Raw genomic sequence first — 17,161 nt, 5'->3', positions numbered from 1 at the left:
TTGATTCATCTCGTCATCATGAAAGCCCTCCTCGTTCTCGCGTTTCTCCTTTCGCCCATCTGTTTGTGGAATACCGCACACGCCGCCGAGGCTGTGCGCATCGCCACCTTCGATGTGGATGCTACACCGCCGCTCGGTGCCGCGATGGCCTATGATCCGGTGAAGCGCGTGGATGATCTCACCCTCCGCTGCCGTGGCATCGTCATTCTGGGTGGCGGGCAGCCCATCGTACTCTGCGCGGTGGATTGGATCGGCATCGCCAATGAAGGGCATGATGCCTTTCGCTCTGCGCTCGCAGAGGCGGCGGGCACCGTGCCGGGTCGAGTGGCCGTGCACACGCTGCATCAGCATGATGCCCCCGGTTGTGACTTCACAGCGGAGAAGCTCATCAAGGAACTCGATGTGAAAGGCTACACCCGCTTTGAAGGCACCTTTCATCGCCAGGTCATCCAGCGCGCAGCGGATGCCATTCGCGCAGCCTTGCCCAATGCTCAGCCCGCCACCCATTACGGCTACGGCGAGGCCGTGGTCAAAGAAGTCGCCTCAAACCGCCGTGTCGAGCGCACCCCAGAAGGAAAGGTGGGCCGCATGCGCGGCAGCGCCTGCAAAATCGAAGGCCTCATCTCCCTGCCCGAAGGCCTCATCGATCCCGTCGTCTCCCTGCTCAGCTTTTGGAACGGCGACAAACCCATCGCCGTTCTCAGCGCCTACGCCTGCCATCCGCAGAGCTACTACCGCCTCGGTATTCCCAGCCCGGACTTCCCCGGCATCGCACGCTTCATTCGCGGGCAGGATGTGAATGCCGCGCTGCATGTCCACTTCAACGGCGCCGGTGGCAACGTCGCAGCAGGGAAATACAACGACGGCGCGCAAAGCAATCGCGTCATCCTCGCCACCCGTCTCGCCGCCGGAATGCGCGAAGCCTATGACAAGACCACGAAGCTGCCGCTCACAACCGCAGACATCGGCTGGGCCAATGTTCCCGTGAAGCTGCCCCTCTCACCCCGGCTCAACGAAGAAGATCTGATCGCCAAGCTCAAAGCCACCGAAGCCAAAGGCTACATCTCCTTCGCCGATCAGCTTGCATTCGTGCGCCGCAGCAAAGCCGGACACGAGATCGACATCACCTGCCTCCAGGTGGGCGACTCACGCATGCTGCACCTCCCCGGCGAACTCTTCGTCGAATACCAGCTCGCTGCCAAAGCCATGCGTCCCGATCTCCACGTCATGATGGCCGCCTACGGCAACTACGGCCCCGGCTACATCGGCACCGCCGCAGCCTATCCCGAAGGCGGCTACGAAACCGGCCCCACCTCCTCCAACGTCGCCCCCGAAGTGGAGCAGGTGCTGACTTCAGCGATGCAGCAGCTTTTGGGCAAAAAACCCTGACGCATGTATTGCCCAAAAGTTTAGAACAGCTTCTTGGCTTCACCGATACGCTTGCGCCAGTAAAAAGGGCGTCGTTTCGCGTGGGCGACGGCGAGTATAACGACCTTTTCCCGCCATATCATGTAAGCGATGTAGTGCTCTCCAAAACGAGGTGTGAGATTGACGCGACGGGTATTGCTGCGGCGGATGTTGTAAAGCAGCGGGTTGTCGATGATGGCATCCGCGTAATGGTAGAAGGTGAATTCGAACGCCAGGGCTAATTCTCCCTGGCCTTCACCGTCAATGACTGCGTAGTGGCGTATGGTCTCATAGAGTTCTTCGCGTGCCGCAGGATGAATTTGCGGATCGATGCTCATGCCGGGCGCTTGATGCCAAGCTCTGCAAAGAGTTCATCCGTTCCTTTTCGAAGTTCGGCATAGGATATCAATTCCACTTTCCCCTCCTCAATCTCCTGCACACGGCGGTCGATCTCCGCGTCCCACTCGGCCTCCACTGCGGCTGCATCGTCTTCATCCGGCGAAGGCATGACGTATTCCTGCTGAAGGTCACGCAGCAGATGATCCACGTCTTCGGGGGCGAGGCTGCGGATTTCCTGTTTGATGTGTTCAATGGTGACGGCCATGACTGGATTGTAGTCAAAGAGTGGATTTTGTCGAGGAGGCTAATCAATACGTCTGCCTGGAATTAATTAGCTTCTCTTCGACCGCTCAACGCTGGAATAATCACCTTTCATGTCCGTATTCCTGTGCCGCTCTTATTGACTGACTTCTTTTCCAGCATGACCACCGAGGACCTTCTGCCACGCCTGCAATCCGCCGGCTTGATCCACGGCACCGACCTCCGCGTCACCCCTCTCACCGGCGGTGTCTCCAGCGACATCGTGCTGGTGGAATCCTCCACGCAACGCCTCGTGGTCAAGGCGGCCTTGGAAAAGCTGCGAGTCAAGGATGACTGGTTTGTCGATGTCTCGCGCAATCGCGTGGAGCAGTCCTTCTTTGAATACGTCTCGCCCCTCATGCCCGACGCCGTGCCGCGCATCCTCGGCGGTGGCGCTGGCTGGTTCGCCATGGAATACCTCGGCGATGAACTGCAAAACTGGAAGTCTCTGCTGCTGGCAGGTCACTTTGAAACCGAGACCGCAAGGCTCGCAGGCGATGTCCTCGGTCGTCTTCATGCCGCTTCATGGAATGATCCCGTCGCACGCGATCGCTTTGACACCCTGCCGAATTTCCAAGCCCTGCGCATCCACCCCTACCTGCTGACCACCGCCGAGCGCGTGCCAGCAGCCGCTGCCGTGCTCCGCGCAGAGGCCGCACGACTGGCGGAAACCAAGCTCGCCCTCGTGCATGGAGACTACAGCCCCAAAAACCTCCTCGTCGGCCCGCATCGCCTCATCGTGCTCGATGCAGAATGCGCATGGTTTGGCGATCCCGCCTTTGATGCCGCCTTCATGCTCACCCATCTGCACCTGAAGGCCCTCCTCAACCCGCAGGCCCTTCAGCTCGTGCCCGCCTTTTGGTCCGCCTACACTTCCGCCTGCGGTCACGATATTGAAACGAACACCGTGAAGCTCCTCCTCTGCCTGCTCCCCGCCCGCGTGCATGGAAAATCACCCGCCGAGTATCTTTCCGCAGAACAACGCGACCTCGTCACACGTTTCGTTCTCTCCCATTTATCTCAACCGCCCTCGCTTGCCACTCTCACGGCAGCCTGGGCTGCGCACGCATGAAAATCTCCTCTCTCGACGCCCTGCAAATCTTCGACAGCCGCGGCAACCCCACCGTGGAGGTCATCGCCACATTGGAAGATGGCACGACAGGCCATGGTCTGGTGCCCTCAGGCGCCTCCACCGGCCACCATGAAGCGCTGGAATTGCGCGATGGCGACAAAAGCCGCTTCCGTGGCAAATCAGTGTTCAAGGCCGTGTCTCATGTGAAAGGAGAAATCGCCAGCACCACCCTCGGGCGCGATGTCTTTGATCAAGCGGGGCTGGACGCCGCCCTTATCGCGCTCGACGGCACACTCGGGAAATCACGCCTCGGTGCCAATGCCATTCTCGGCACCAGCATGGCCGTGGCACAGGCGGCGGCAAATGCGAAACGCATCCCATTGTTTGAATCCCTCGGAGCGGGGCAGGGGACTCTGCTGCCGCTGCCCGAGATCCAGATCTTCGGCGGGGGCAAGCACGCGCAGGGCCGCATCGACATCCAGGACTTCATGATCATGGCGCTCACCGCGCAGACCTATGAGGAGACTCTCGAAGTCACCGCCAATGTTTTCCACGCCGCCGCCGATGTCATGCGCGAGCGCGGCCTCCTCGCCGGTGTGGCGGACGAAGGCGGCTACTGGCCCATGTTTGACCGCAATGAAGACGTCTTCGATGCCCTCATGGCCTCCATCGAACGCGCGGGCTACACCCCCGGGCAGGAGGTCGGCATCTCGCTTGACATCGCCGCCACGGATTTGTTTCATGACGGGCACTACACGCTCGGCCTCGAACAGCGCCGCTTCACCTCCGAGCAGTTCGCCGCGCTCATGATCGAGTGGGTCGATAAATATCCCATCGTCTCCATCGAAGACCCCATGGCCGAAGACGACTGGGCGGGCTGGCAGATCGTGCGCGAGGCCATCGGTCATCGCTGCCAGCTCATCGGCGATGACCTCTTCACCACCAACCTCGAACGCATCGAGCGCGGCATCGCCTCCAGCACCGCCAACGCCGTCCTCATCAAGCTCAATCAGATCGGCACCGTCACCGAAACCATCGCCGCCATTCACCGCACGCAGGCTGTCGGCTGGCTGCCCGTCGTCTCAGCGCGCTCCGGCGAAACCGAGGACTCCTTCATCGCCCATCTTGCCGTGGCCACCAATGCGGGTCAGCTCAAAGTCGGCTCCTTCAGCCGCAGCGAGCGCATGGCGAAGTGGAACGAAGTCCTCCGCATCCAGCGCCTGCTCGGCTCACGCGCCCGCTTCATCGGCGCAGGCATTTTTGCCAGTGCAGGCATCCAGCTTCCATGAAACTCGCCGCCATCACGCCTGCTGCATTGCCGGTCAGCCAGATCGGTCTCGGCTGCGTGACGCTGGGTCGCGAGATCGACGAGGCAGCCTCCTGCGTGCTGCTTGACCACGCTCTCGCGCGTGGCGTTCGTTTGTTCGACACCGCAGCAGTCTACGGCCAGGGCGCTTCGGAAAGCATCCTCGGCCGCTGGCTGGCCTCCCGTCGCCCGCATGGCATCACCATCGCCACCAAGATTCTCCCGCCATATGACCGCATCGACATCAGTGCCAGCATGCAGCGGCTTGGCGTCGATCAAATCGATCTGCTATATTTGCATCAGTGGCATGACAGCGTGCTCGCCGCAGGCCCCGCGCTCGATGAACTCCTGCGCTCCGGCAAAGTGAAAGCGCTCGGTCTCAGCAATGTCACGTTGGATCAACTGCGCGCTGCAGGTCCGCGCTTCAGCGTCTTGCAGAACAATCACAACCTCGCGGTCAGCGACGTGAGCGATGCCTTGCGTGCACACTGCGCTGAGCACGGCATCGCCCTTGTCACCTACAGCCCGCTGGGGGCCGGGTTTCTCACGGGCAAGCATCAGCACGGCGTGCAAAGCGGCTCGCGTTTCGATCTCGTGCCCGGGCATCAGGATGTCTATTTTCACAGCGGTTCGTATCGCCGTCTTGCCACACTCGAAGCCGTCTCCGCACGCACCGGTCACTCGCAGGCGCATCTGGCCCTCGCCTGGGCGCTGCATCAGCCGGGCGTCGCCTCCGTGCTCGTCGGCGGCCGCACACCCGCGCATCTCGACCAGGCCTTCGCCGCGCTCGACCTCGATGACCCCGCACTCTTTGCCGAACTCACCGCATGAAAACAAACTCCACCCAGATCCTCGAAGACTATGAGCGAGACGGCGTCGTGCTCGTCCGCCAGCTCCTCACCGCTGACGAAGTCGCCGCCGTGCGCGCCGAACTGGAGCGCTACATCCGCGATGACCTCGCCGCGCAGCCCGTCGATGCCCGCACCTTCGAAAAGGATGAGAAGACCGTGCGCAATCTCTGGCGTCTCGAAAAATACAACGAGTGGTTCCGCCAGCTCGGCGAACGCGCGGACATCCGCTCACTCGTCGCTCCGCTGGTCCATGGCGAGCCCGTGCTCGTCGGTGTCGAGACCTTCAGCAAGCCCGCCCGCATCGGCTCCGGCGTGCCCTATCACCAAGACAACGCCTACTTCTGCCAGTCTCCACCGGACATGCTCACCGTCTGGATTGCCATCGATGCTGTCACCGAGGCAAACGGTCCGGTCTTCTTCGTCAGAGGCTCGCACAAGGACGGCATGCAGCCCACCAAACCCAGCGGCGTGCGCGGCAACAGCATCGGCATGGCCACTCCATCTCCCATGCCGTTGAGCGAACAATTCTGCGGCCTGCTCGCTCCCGGAGATGCTACCATCCATCAGTGCGAAACGATCCACCACTCCGCACCCAACACCACCGACCACTCCCGCCTCGGCCTGCTGCTCGTCTATCGCGGCAGCCACACGCAGACCGATCCCACGTTGAAAGCCGCCTACTCCGCCGCCGCCGCCCTGACACCACCTGCATGAAAACCAGTCTCCTCTTCCTGCTCCTGATCGCCGCATCTGCCGCCGCGCGTGACATCCACGTCGGCAAAGACGCGCCCACCATCGCGCAGGCCATCAAAGCCGCGCAACCCGGAGACGTCATCCATCTCGAACCCAAGGTGTATCGCGACTATGCCGGCTTCTACGCCAAGAAAGGCGAACCCGGCAAACCCATCACGCTCGATGGTCATGGCGCGACCTTGGAAGGCAGCGATCCTCTCGACCCCGCGCAGTGGACTGAGGTGTCGCCCGGCCTCTTCGCCAATGACCATCTCATCGCCCGCAATGACGACGCCATCATCGGCCGCTGGTTCTTTCTATGGAACGGGCAGATGAACCACATGGGCCGCACCTCCAAAGGCCGCAGCGCACCGCTCAAGAAACCTGAAGAACTCCAGCCCGGTGAATGGACCTTCGTCAAAGACCCCTCACGCGAGAAGCCGCCATCCAGGCAGATCTATGGCAGCTTCTACCTCAAACTACCAGCAGGTCAGAAACTCGCCGATGCCCAAATCTTTGCTCCCCTGCGCAGTGCCGGCGTGCAGTTCAGCGGCGACAATGCCCACCTCGTCATCAAGAACCTCACCGCCACCCATCCCTACAACGACGGCTTCAACATCCATGGCGACTGCCGCGACGTGATCTTTGAAAACATCGCCGCCATCGAATGCGGAGACGATGGCATCAGCGCGCATGAATCCGCTCAGTATCGCGTCGATGGCTTTGTCAGCATCGGCAACAGCACCGGCATCACCGATACCGGCACCGCGCAGACCAGCTATAAAAACGTCTTCCTTGCAAAAAACATCGGCTTCGATCTCTTCTTCCTTGACGAAGGCCGCTACACCCTTGCCAATGCACTCGTGCTCTCGATGGCGCAGAACCCGCTCTCCATCACAGGCCGCACAACCGGCGACTGCCGGATGCAGATGAAGAACGTCTTCATTCGCCGCCTTGCAGAGCCCCGCACCGGCAGCGTCGCCCTGCGGGCCGTGCTGGAGGCAAAGCACTGCACCTTCGAAAACATGGACATCACAGTCGCCGGCGCCGCCACCTGGGAAAACTGCCTCATCAACGGCAAATCCTTTCCTGAAGGGGGCGGCTCAGTTGGCGCTGATCTCCATGAACTGATGAAGCTCGTGCCGAAAGACTTCAAGCCCTGAAAGGCCGCCTGGTATGATCAAAGGACCAGATGCTTGCACTGGTGGTGGAGGGCTGCGAATTCATACTCTGCTCATGAGGCTTTTTTTCTGCATTCTCGGCGGGCTTGCCCTTCTGCTCCCTGCGGCTGGGCAGGAGCCTTCAGCTTCTGCTGACGGCAACGCGAAGCTGACGCAGCAGGCCTATCCGCCCATGCACCGCCTCACCTGGGAGGAATACGTGGGAACACTGACCCACTGGCGGCAAAAGTTCCCCAAGGCCATGTCGCTCGAATCACGCGGCATCAGCGGTCAGAACATGCCCGTGTATCTGCTAAAAATCACCGACTCCACGGTCCCCGCCGCCGACAAGCAAATCTGCCTCATCACCACCCTGCACAGCGGCCCGGAGCGCACCGGCACCACGGGCGCACTCGCCTTCGCCGAATGGTGCCTCAGCGATGATCCGCTGGCCATAGAAACGCGGCGCAAGCAGATCATCCTCGTGATGCCCTGCGTGAATCCGCTGGCCATGTTTTACACCGACCGCTTCCGCAACGAGCACGGCGTCGATCCCTACACCGGCGGCGGCCGCATCGGCAAACTCTGGGATGTAAAGACCCTCACCCTCACCAAGCCCGAGGACGCCCCCGAACTCACCGCCGTGCTCTCCGTCATCGACGACTACCAGCCCGAAGTTCACGCCGACCTCCACGGCACAGGCCTCCAGGAATACGCTCCCGCTCAGCTCGGCTCACGCCGCATGTATCACGGCCAGATCATGACGGAGGTCACCGGCGGCGCTTATTCAAACTACGCCCTGCGCCCCTGGGACTGGCGCGTCACAGAGGCCATGATCGATGCCGGACGCTCAGCAGGGTTCCCCTCGGATCGCTTCGAGGCAGATGCCCAGCGCACCTTCTGGGGCCCCGAGCTCGCACCCTTGGGGCGCAAGCTCTGGCACGGCATGCCCATGTTTTACTCCGCGCACTACGGCTACGCCAAATACCACACCATGCTGCTCACGCAGGAAGTCGCCTGGGAGCAGAGCCTCGTCGCCCGCATGCAGGGCCTCATGCGCATCGGCAATGGCGCTTGGCTGGATGAAAAATCCCCCGGCTATCCCGTGAACCGCCTGCGCCACTTCGTCGGCCACTACGTCACCGCGTATGGCACCACAGCCTCCGCACGCCGCACCAGCCGCGTGGAGCTGTGGAATCAGCAGAGCGACTTCGCCCTCGGCTTTCTCTATCCGCAAACCGTAGGCCGCGAGACCTTCGTCGTCGCCACCACCGCAGCAGCCAAGCACGCCATCGCCAGCAACGACTTCCGTTCCCTCCTCGGCGACTCCGCCACCGAGGTCGAGGGCTTCATCAAAGCCGGCCCCGAACTCAAAGTCGCCATGGAGCAAACTCCAGAGCAACTCCTCGCCGCCAAGACCGACGCCCAATTCACCCACGGCATCGGCTTCCGCCTGCGCCTGCCCTATCCCGCGCCCAAACAACTCGAAGTGCGCCTCAATGGTGCCGTGTTAAAGACAGATGCCACCGACGGCTACGAAAGCTGGTTCGCCGATGGCTTCACGCAGGTGCAGGTAAACGTGCCCCCGCACAAGCTCCCCGCCCACGGCCTCTACTTCATCACCTGCGCTTACACGCCCGATGTGCAGCGCCCCACTGGCTGGATGCCGCCTGCGGAAGTGCAGAAAAAATTCGCCACCGCAAAACTCGATGCCACCCCCGCAACCTTCACCGACATGCCCTACGGCACCCATTTCCGCCAGACGATGGATGTGTGGCTCGCAAAATCACCCCACCCCACCCCGCTCGTATTCTACATCCACGGCGGCGGTTGGAATGCGCAGGACAAGACGGACATCCATCAGCATCTCGATGTGCGTGCCTTCCTCGCTGCCGGCATCTCCTTCGCCTCCATCAACTACCGCTTCCTCATGGATGCGAATGCTGCCAAAGTCACACCACCGCTCCAATGGCCCCTGCAAGATGCCGCGCGCGCTTTGCAGTTCCTCCGCTCAAAATCGGAGGAGTGGCATCTTGATAAAACACGCATCGCCGCCAGCGGAGTCAGCGCCGGTGGCTGCTCCTCTCTCTGGCTCGCCATGCACGCTGACATGGCCGATCCGCAAAGCGCCGATCCCATCGCCCGCGAATCCACCCGCCTCCTCTTCACCGCCACCAAAGCCCCGCAGGCTTCGTTTGATCCACAGCAGCTCATCGAATGGATCCCCAACAGCGAATACGGCGCGCACGCCTTCGGCTACCCGCTCAATAAGTCGCGCAAAGAAACCTTCCCGCTCTTCCTCGCGAACCGCGCACAGCACCTCGCAGACATCCCCCTCTGGTCACCCATCGCCCACGCCAGCGCCGACGATCCACCCGCCTACATCCTTTACACCAAGGACGACAAGCCACCCGTCAAAGGCCAGCCACAGACCGATCCCAGCCACAGCGTCCTGCATGCCCTCATGCTGCAAGAAACACTGCAGCCCCTCGGCGTGCCCTGTGAGGTGCACTATCCACAGGATGGCAAACCCGCCACCACCATGCAGGATCTCCTGCTGCAACACCTCAAGCCGACCAACCATGGCAACTAGTCTCAAAGCCATCCAGCGCAAATCCCCTCTCCCCGTCCTGGACATCATAGCTCTGGGCATCCTTCGGGGAGAGGCCGGGTGAGGGGCGGATCAAAGTTCCCATAATCTGCCGTCCCCAACTCCTCCGAAACGAGAACAGTTACCAACCATGAAGCCCCCATACTCACTCTTTACTTCTCTCCTGCTGCTCGCCAGCACCCTCGCCGCAGCCGATGCGCCAATCAACATCGGCAGCCGCCGCGAACTCTTTGCCGATTCCTTTCTGCTCGAAAGCTTCAGCGGCACGCACCTGCAACAGCAGACCCCGCGTGATGAAGGCGTGGCCTTCAAATTTGACCAGCCATGGGAAGGCCTCTTCAGCGGCTATGCCACCCTCGTCACACTCGCAGACGGCCGCCTGCGCGCCTACTACCGTGGCAAGGCCGTGGCCAACAAAGACGGCAGCGAGGAGGAATTGACCTGCGTCGCAGAATCCGCCGATGGCCTCCACTGGACCAAGCCCGAGCTCGGCCTGTATGAAGTGATGGGCACCCGCAAAAACAACGTCGTGCTCATGAAAGCGCACACCGCCACGCACAACTTCAGCCCCTTCCGCGATGCGCGCCCCGGCGTGCCTGAGGACGAGCGCTTCAAAGCCTTCGGCGGCACGATGGAGGGCGGCGGCCTCACTGCCTGGAAATCCCCCGACGGCCTGCGCTGGGAAAAGATCAGTCCCGAGCCTGTGATCACCAAGGCCATGGTGCCCTACAAATACATGTTCGATTCGCAGAACGTGCCCTTCTGGTCCGCAGCAGAAGACAAATACGTGGCCTACTACCGCGTCTTTGAGGGCGGCATCCGGCGCATCGTCCGCAGCGAGAGTAAAGATTTCCGCACTTGGTCCGCCCCCGTGCTCATGGAGTACCGCAATCCCTCCATGCAGGCCCCGGTCGAGCATTTGTACACGAATCAAACGCATCCCTACTTCCGTGCGCCACACCTGTATGTCGCCATCGCCGCGCGCTTCATGCCGGGCCGCCGCGTGCTCACATATGAACAGGCCGCCGCCATCCATGTGAACCCGGGTTACTTTAAGGACACCTCAGACGCCATCTTCATGACCACACGCCCGGCGCAGGGCGCTGCGCATGCCGGTGTGTATGACCGCACCTTCCTCGAAGGCTTTATCCGTGGCGGTATCGGCGCGCAAAACTGGGTCTCCCGCACGAACTACCCCGCCCTCAATGTGGTGCCCACCGGGTCGCATGAAATGTCCGTCTTTGTGAATCAGGACTACGCGCAGCCCACCGCCCACATGCGCCGCTACTCGCTGCGCACGGACGGCTTTGCCTCACTGCATTGCGGCTACGCTGGCGGCCACGCCATCACCAAGCCGCTCATCTTTACCGGGCGCGAGCTCTCCCTGAACTTCTCAACCTCCGCCGCCGGTGGTGTGAAGGTCGGCTTTGAAGACGTGGATGGCAAACCCGTCCCCGGCTTGGGCTTGGAGGAGTGCGTGATGCAGATCGGCAATGAACTGGACCGCAAAGTCACTTGGAAGTCGGGCGCGGATGTCAGCTCACTCGCCGGGAAAACACTGCGTCTGCGTTTCTCCATGAAGGACGCCGACATCTTCTCATTCCAGTTCATCCCATGAAACTTCGCTTCATCCTCCTCGCACTCACGAGTCTGGCGGGTGCTGCGGATACAGCGCCAAAAATCTCCGGCATCTGGATGATGGGCCAGTCCTTGTGCGATGGCTCGGAGTCACTCCCCATCGTCACCCGTGAAGACACCGGCTGGGGAAACCTCGCCTTTCAGCGCGGCGTGCGCACCTGGCTTCCCAAAGACAATTCCGCTACACCAGAGCTGCGTCCCGCAGAGTTGTTCAAGTTCGTGCCCCTGCACGCGCAAACCAACGGCGGCCTCGGTGAGACCGTGGCAAATGGCATGGCCGATCACTGGCAGTCCGCGCGCTTCGGCAATGACAAAGCACGCGCAGCTCAGTCTGTCTCACGCTTTCTCGTCGCCTATGCAGGGCAGGGTGGTCGTCAAATTCAAGAGCTCTCCATCGCCGATCTCTCCACCGATCCACGCACCCCCGAGTCACGCCGTCACGGCGGCGGCTACTATCGCACCAGTCTCGACGATGCACGCCGCGCCATGGCACAGGCCAAATCGATGGGCGCAAACTTCCGCATCGCCGCCCTCTACTGGATGCAGGGAGAAGGCAATGGCGGCCCCACCGGCAGCCTCGTGCCCACACGCTGGGACGCCGAACTGCCACGCCCCGCAGGACTCGCCTGGTATCGCGATCAACTCATCGCCTATCGCAAACAATGGTCGGCAGACCTGTGCGCCATCACCGGTCAGAGCGGCGAGTTGCCCATGTTCACCTATCAGACCCTCGGCCCTGCCGGCGAAGCTCAGCTCATGGCCGCAGATGTCGATCAAAACATCTGGCTCGTCGGCCCCCATTACGCTGTGCCCAGCGCCATCAACAGCCGCACCAAACCCGACCGCCATGGCGATCCCATCCATCTCTCTGCCGATGGCGAACGCTGGTGGGGCGAGCAAGTCGGCAAAGTCATGCGCCGCGTGCTAGATCGCAGCGAAGACTGGCAGCCCCTGCGCCCTCGCTTTGCGAAGCTGGAAACCGCACGCGACGCCATCCTCATCGACTTCACCGTGCCACATCCACCTCTCGTGCTCGACACCACCTTCCTCGCACGACAGGAAATCGCCACCAAGGATGGCTTCACTTCGCTCTCCGGCTTCCGCGTGCGCGACACCACCGGAGCATTGCTCACCCTCACGGAAGTGGAAGTTTCCGCCCCCGCTCAGGTGCGCCTCCGCTTCGCCCGTCCACTGCCCGCAGGCCAGACCTGCAGCGTCAGTTACGGTCATCCATTTGCACAGGCGCTCGGCCCAATAGCCTCACTGCGCAGCGGCCCGGATCATACCGAAGAACTGCTGCTCAAGAGCAGCTTCACCGCGCAACTCAAGCCCCTGCTCGCCGAAGGTGCCTTCTTCGTCACCAGCTTATCAGGCCAGACCACCCGCGTCGCCATCCGGGGCACAAGTGAAGAAAACGGCGTCACCGTCCTGCGCTACGATCCCCGCGAACTCCGCAACAACGTCCCCTTCGCAGCCGGTCAGGAAATCGTCGCCCAGCGCTCCTTCAGCTACGGCAATCTCCGCGACTCCGACCCCGAGCGCTCCACCCACACCTTCGCCGACCCCGCCTACGGCACCCGCAACGGCCAGCCCTATCCCTTGTGGAACTGGTGCGTGTTATTCTCAGATCTCAACGCCGATTAAAGTACACGCGAGCTTCAGCTCGTTCTGGAAAGGCCTTGGAGTTCTTGATGGCCAAATTGGCCCATGACTTCGTGCGGAGACAAAGCGACTCTCCTCTCCCAAACCATGATATCGCAATGTCCAGCTTGACCTTTGGGGAGAGGCTGGGGTGAGGGGCCATCCCATTTGTTTGCTGACGAAAGGGAGAGCCTCAGTGAAGGGAAATGAGTTCGTCGTTGTTTACCACTATACGTTAGCTGGTCCGTACACCGGACCAACGTTTTAAACTCGCAAGACCCTCTCAGGGCATCACAATTCCCCCATGAAGCTCACCCTTTGCATCCTCAGCGCTTTGGCCCTCCATCTCCAGGCCGCTGAACAAGTCTTCTTCGCCTTCGACGATCACAACATCGCTTGGCAGCACAATCTCAAACTCACCCTGGAGACCGCGCAAAAACATCCGGGCAACCCCGTGCTCCGCAACGGTCCTCCAGGCTCGCCCGATCACGGCCACGCCGTGCTCTACGGCACCGTCATCAAACAAGGCGACACCTTCCGCATGTGGTACCTCGGCATGCACGAGCCAAAGATTGAGAAAGGCCAGGCCCCCGGCTGGTGGCGGCCCATGTGCTACGCAGAAAGCAAGGACGGCATCACCTGGACCAAGCCCGATCTCGGCCTCGTCGAATTCAATGGCAGCACCAAAAACAACATCTGCCAGATCGAAGGCGAGCCCTACTCAATGACCCGCGTGAATGACTTCCTCTCCGTGCTCTACGAGCCCAATGAGCCGGACGCGACGAAACGCTACAAGTGCGCCTACATCGCCCACATGCCGTTTGATGAAGTGAAAGGCGGTCGCAGCAAGATCGGGCCCAATGAGAAACGCTGGGGCTCTTTTGTCACCGCCACCAGCGCAGACGGTTTGAAGTGGAAATGCGTCGGCGACCGCCCGGCCAATGCAGGAGGGGAGCGCTTTGAAGTCAGCGGCCTCTATCGCTTCGGGGATTTCTACTATGCCACCGGCCAGCTCCTCAGCCCCTGGTCATGGCGCGCGGACGGCAGCGACATCGGGCGCGACATGCTCGCCTATCGCTCCTCCGATTTCGTCACCTGGTCCAAGGCCAAAGCCTTCTCCTACGCGCGCCCCGGCCAGCTCTCCGATCCCCCCGTCAAAGGCCAGCAGATGCACATGGGTGCAGGACTGTGGAATCGCGGCAATGTCATGGTCGGCCTGCACGGCATGTGGCAGGATGCGGAGCAGGCACCACCCAAAGGCAAAAGCTGGAACTACGGCGTGCGCGTGGATCTCGGCCTCATGATCAGCAACGACGGCGTGCACTATCGCGAGCCCGTCCCCGGCTTCAAAGTCATCCCACGGGGCAAAGAGGGCGAGTGGGACGACATCGCCATCCTTCAGGGCCACGCCTTCGTGAACGAGGGAGACAAGACCATGATCTGGTATTCCCACTGGAACACCGGCGGTGATCTGGAGAACATGGACATCGGCCTCGCCACCCTTCGCCGCGATGGCTTCGGCTCCCTCTCCCGCAAGGTCGCCGAGGAGGAAGGCCACTTCATCACCAGCCCTTTCACCGCCAAAGAGATCGCCCTGAATGTGGACGGCGCCACCCCCGAATCCCCCCTCACCGTGCAACTCCTTGACCCTCTTGACCACCCGCTCGACGGCTACGAAGTCAAGCTGACCACCAGCGGCGTCCGCGTCCCCATCACCTGGCCCAAGCCCTTGCCCTCCGGCAAAAAGCTCGCACTCCGCGTGCACTTCCCATCCGGCAGCGCCGCCAAGGTCTATGCCATCTACCTCAACGACTGACCTCCATGTCCCTCACCCTCGTCACCGAACTCAACGAAACAGATCGCAAGCTGCTTCACCGCGCCATTGACGGCTTCGTGCCGGCTAAGGTCTTTGATGTTCACACCCATCTCTTCCACTCGCGCCATTTCGCGCAGGGAAACCGTCCGGTGTTTCTGGATGCGGATCGCGGCTACGGCATGCAGGACTTCCAGGCCGCCATGCGCCTGTGGCTTCCAGAACGTCAGGTGGAGGGCCTGTTCTTCGGCTACCCCAGCGCAGGCAATGACAGGGCAGGGGAGAATGCCTGGCTGCAGTCCCAGGTGGATGCCACGGGCAATTCCCGCGCCCTCGTCCTCGCCGCACCCACAGATGACCCTGCCGAAGTGCGGCGTCTCCTGAGCACCGGCGTCTTCGTCGGCATCAAACCCTACCGCCTCTACGCAGACGTGCCAGATACGAAAGAAGCAGAGATCGAATCCTTCGCCCCTGAATGGATGTGGGAGCTCTGCCATGAGTACGACGGTATCATGATGCTGCACATCATGCTCGCCGATGGTATCACCGACCCGCGCAATGTGTCCGCAATCCGCCGCCTCTGCCGCCGCTACCCACGCTGCAAGCTCGTGCTCGCTCACGTGGCCCGCTCGTTCAATTACCGCCACGCCCGTGAAGGCCTCCATCATCTCATCGATTTGGACAACGTCGTCGTGGACACCTCCGCCGTCACCCAAGCCGGAGCCTTCCGCGCTGCATTGGAGATCCTCGGCCCCCGCCGCGTCCTCTGGGGCAGCGATTACATGGTCAGCGAACTCCGCGGCTCCTGCATCACCCAGGGCGATGGCTTTACCTGGATTCATCCGGAGATTACCGGAGACAAGCTCACCATCTTCGGCCAGTACACCACCGTGGGCATCGAATCCCTCCTCTGTCTGCGCGAAGCCTGCGAAGACACCGGCATGACGTCGGGAGATATGGAAGACATCTTCCGCGAAAATGCGCTGCGTCTCCTCAAACCGGAACCCGATGCACCCAGCGGGCCCAAACTCTGGGAAGAGGCAAAAACCAAAATCTCCTGCGGCACCGGCCTCCTCTCCAAGCGCGCGCATCTCTTCGATCCCCAGTCCTGGCCCTCCTATTTCTCCCGTGCCAAAGGCGCATTTATCTGGGATCTCGATGACAAACGCTACACCGACTTCACCGGCGGCGTCGGCGCCATCCTGCTCGGTCATGCCGATGATGAAGTGAACGCCGCCGTAAAGCGCCGTGTGAATCTCGGCAGCTACGCCACACTGGCATCCCCAGACGAAGTCAAACTCGCCGATGTCCTGCTCGATCTCCATCCCTGGGCCGGCAAAGTCCGCTACGCACGCGGCGGCGGCGAGGCCCTCGGGCTCGCCGTGCGCATCGCACGCGCTGCCACCGGCAAAAGCGGCATCGCCTTCTGCGGCTACCACGGCTGGAGCGACTGGTATCTCGCCGCAAATCTCGGCGATGACGCCGCACTCGATGGCCACCTGCTTCCTGGCCTGCAACCCCTCGGCGTGCCACGCGAGCTCGCCGGCACCGCCGTACCCTTCCGCTACAACGACCTCGCCTCCTTCAAGGCCGCCATGCAAAAGCTCGAGGGCAAACTCGCCGCCGTGGTCATGGAACCCATGCGCTCCGAACTCCCCCGCGATGGCTTCATGCAGCAGGTCATCGATGCCTGCCATGCCGCCGGAGCCGTCTATGTGCTCGATGAAGTCACCAGCGGTTGGCGCTATGGTTTTCCCGGCGCCGCTCCCGTGCTCGGCATTGAGCCCGACATCGCCGTCTATGCCAAGGCCATGAGCAACGGCTACCCCGCCGGAGCCATCATCGGCAAAAACACGGTCATGGATGCCGCAAACAGCAGCTTCATCTCCAGCAGCTACTGGACCGATGGCGTAGGCACCGCAGCCTCGCTGGCCTGCATCGCCAAAATGCGGCGCGAGGGCGTGCAGAAAAAAGTGTGGCAGATGGGCGAGCGCCTGCAGTCCGGCCTGCGCGAAGTCGCCGCACGGCATCCCGACCTCCAGCTCAAAATCGGCGGCATGCCCTGCGCACCCTCTCTCGCCTTTGCCAATCCAGCGGCCAAGCAGCACATGATCCGCCACATGCTCCAGCGGGGCTTCCTGATGTCCAGCCAGCTCTATGTGACCTGGCCCCACACCGAGGCCATGCTGTCAGACATGCTCGCCGCTCTGGATGAATCCCTCGCCATCGTTTCCAAAACTCCCCTGGAGGCCGCACAAGGCCCGCAACAAGGCTTTGCACGACTCGTTTAA

13 protein-coding genes are annotated in these 17,161 nt (G+C 61.8%); 11 read left to right on the top strand and 2 right to left on the bottom strand.

Translation table 11 applies throughout. The features are described 5' to 3' along the window. The first annotated feature begins 18 nt into the window (after window positions 1-18). Window positions 19-1,389: a hypothetical protein gene (locus AC3RLQ_RS07720; RefSeq protein WP_493035881.1), complete on the top strand. Its 1,371-nt coding sequence runs from the start codon at window positions 19-21 to the stop codon at window positions 1,387-1,389. 20 nt (window positions 1,390-1,409) lie between these two features. On the opposite strand, the gene AC3RLQ_RS07715 is transcribed toward AC3RLQ_RS07720, so the two are convergent. Beyond that, window positions 1,410-1,745, bottom strand: coding sequence for a type II toxin-antitoxin system RelE/ParE family toxin (locus tag AC3RLQ_RS07715; RefSeq protein ID WP_493035879.1), 336 nt, complete (start codon window positions 1,743-1,745; stop codon window positions 1,410-1,412). After that, complete coding sequence (locus AC3RLQ_RS07710; protein WP_493035877.1) at window positions 1,742-2,011, bottom strand: addiction module protein; 270 nt, start codon at window positions 2,009-2,011, stop codon at window positions 1,742-1,744. Before AC3RLQ_RS07710 ends, AC3RLQ_RS07715 begins: the two co-directional genes overlap by 4 nt. A 156-nt stretch (window positions 2,012-2,167) precedes the next feature. Between AC3RLQ_RS07710 and AC3RLQ_RS07705 the strand changes: the two genes are divergently transcribed. The 10 genes from AC3RLQ_RS07705 (at window position 2,168) to AC3RLQ_RS07660 (ending at window position 17,161) form a co-directional block, all read left to right on the top strand. Continuing rightward, window positions 2,168-3,118 carry a phosphotransferase family protein gene (locus AC3RLQ_RS07705; protein ID WP_493035875.1) on the top strand — a complete coding sequence of 317 codons (951 nt, stop codon included), beginning with the start codon at window positions 2,168-2,170 and terminating at the stop codon, window positions 3,116-3,118. Further along, entirely contained in the window at window positions 3,115-4,407 is a 1,293-nt protein-coding gene (gene eno, locus AC3RLQ_RS07700; RefSeq protein ID WP_493035873.1) for a phosphopyruvate hydratase, read from the top strand. Before AC3RLQ_RS07705 ends, eno begins: the two co-directional genes overlap by 4 nt. Continuing rightward, entirely contained in the window at window positions 4,404-5,255 is an 852-nt protein-coding gene (locus AC3RLQ_RS07695) for an aldo/keto reductase (RefSeq protein WP_493035871.1), read from the top strand. The genes eno and AC3RLQ_RS07695 overlap by 4 nt, the downstream gene beginning before the upstream one ends. Beyond that, window positions 5,252-5,989, top strand: a complete 738-nt coding sequence (locus tag AC3RLQ_RS07690) for a phytanoyl-CoA dioxygenase family protein (RefSeq protein WP_493035869.1) — start codon at window positions 5,252-5,254, stop codon at window positions 5,987-5,989. Before AC3RLQ_RS07695 ends, AC3RLQ_RS07690 begins: the two co-directional genes overlap by 4 nt. Continuing rightward, on the top strand, window positions 5,986-7,170 hold the full coding sequence (locus AC3RLQ_RS07685; protein ID WP_493035867.1) for a hypothetical protein: 1,185 nt from the start codon (window positions 5,986-5,988) through the stop codon (window positions 7,168-7,170). The genes AC3RLQ_RS07690 and AC3RLQ_RS07685 overlap by 4 nt, the downstream gene beginning before the upstream one ends. A 73-nt stretch (window positions 7,171-7,243) precedes the next feature. After that, the gene (locus AC3RLQ_RS07680) at window positions 7,244-9,760 is read left to right on the top strand and encodes an alpha/beta hydrolase fold domain-containing protein (protein WP_493035865.1); all 2,517 of its coding nucleotides are present in this window, start codon (window positions 7,244-7,246) and stop codon (window positions 9,758-9,760) included. Window positions 9,761-9,908: 148 nt separating this feature from the next. Beyond that, window positions 9,909-11,396, top strand: coding sequence for a hypothetical protein (locus AC3RLQ_RS07675; RefSeq protein ID WP_493035863.1), 1,488 nt, complete (start codon window positions 9,909-9,911; stop codon window positions 11,394-11,396). Further along, a complete protein-coding gene (locus tag AC3RLQ_RS07670; protein WP_493035861.1) occupies window positions 11,393-13,060 on the top strand; it encodes a phosphate ABC transporter substrate-binding protein in 1,668 nt (555 codons plus the stop codon). Before AC3RLQ_RS07675 ends, AC3RLQ_RS07670 begins: the two co-directional genes overlap by 4 nt. 301 nt (window positions 13,061-13,361) lie before the next feature. Then, complete coding sequence (locus AC3RLQ_RS07665) at window positions 13,362-14,873, top strand: glycoside hydrolase family protein (RefSeq protein WP_493035859.1); 1,512 nt, start codon at window positions 13,362-13,364, stop codon at window positions 14,871-14,873. 5 nt (window positions 14,874-14,878) lie between these two features. After that, window positions 14,879-17,161 (top strand): aminotransferase class III-fold pyridoxal phosphate-dependent enzyme, encoded by a 2,283-nt coding sequence (locus AC3RLQ_RS07660; protein WP_493035857.1) that lies wholly within the window; start codon window positions 14,879-14,881, stop codon window positions 17,159-17,161.

Source organism: Prosthecobacter sp. GW821-HT29F12 (genome assembly GCF_058803405.1).
Note: the sequence above shows the minus strand (reverse complement) of the source record. Positions and strands in the feature narration are given on the sequence as shown.

Excerpts from the sequence above, each read along its gene's own strand:
- AC3RLQ_RS07690 (WP_493035869.1), top strand. The coding sequence starts at position 5,252 with ATGAAAACAAACTCCACCCAGATCCTCGAAGACTATGAGCGAGACGGC.
- AC3RLQ_RS07660 (WP_493035857.1), top strand. The coding sequence starts at position 14,879 with ATGTCCCTCACCCTCGTCACCGAACTCAACGAAACAGATCGCAAGCTG.
- AC3RLQ_RS07665 (WP_493035859.1), top strand. The coding sequence starts at position 13,362 with ATGAAGCTCACCCTTTGCATCCTCAGCGCTTTGGCCCTCCATCTCCAG.
- AC3RLQ_RS07680 (WP_493035865.1), top strand. The coding sequence starts at position 7,244 with ATGAGGCTTTTTTTCTGCATTCTCGGCGGGCTTGCCCTTCTGCTCCCT.
- AC3RLQ_RS07685 (WP_493035867.1), top strand. The coding sequence starts at position 5,986 with ATGAAAACCAGTCTCCTCTTCCTGCTCCTGATCGCCGCATCTGCCGCC.
- AC3RLQ_RS07705 (WP_493035875.1), top strand. The coding sequence starts at position 2,168 with ATGACCACCGAGGACCTTCTGCCACGCCTGCAATCCGCCGGCTTGATC.
- AC3RLQ_RS07695 (WP_493035871.1), top strand. The coding sequence starts at position 4,404 with ATGAAACTCGCCGCCATCACGCCTGCTGCATTGCCGGTCAGCCAGATC.
- AC3RLQ_RS07670 (WP_493035861.1), top strand. The coding sequence starts at position 11,393 with ATGAAACTTCGCTTCATCCTCCTCGCACTCACGAGTCTGGCGGGTGCT.
- AC3RLQ_RS07720 (WP_493035881.1), top strand. The coding sequence starts at position 19 with ATGAAAGCCCTCCTCGTTCTCGCGTTTCTCCTTTCGCCCATCTGTTTG.
- AC3RLQ_RS07675 (WP_493035863.1), top strand. The coding sequence starts at position 9,909 with ATGAAGCCCCCATACTCACTCTTTACTTCTCTCCTGCTGCTCGCCAGC.
- eno (WP_493035873.1), top strand. The coding sequence starts at position 3,115 with ATGAAAATCTCCTCTCTCGACGCCCTGCAAATCTTCGACAGCCGCGGC.
- AC3RLQ_RS07710 (WP_493035877.1), bottom strand. The coding sequence starts at position 2,011 with ATGGCCGTCACCATTGAACACATCAAACAGGAAATCCGCAGCCTCGCC.
- AC3RLQ_RS07715 (WP_493035879.1), bottom strand. The coding sequence starts at position 1,745 with ATGAGCATCGATCCGCAAATTCATCCTGCGGCACGCGAAGAACTCTAT.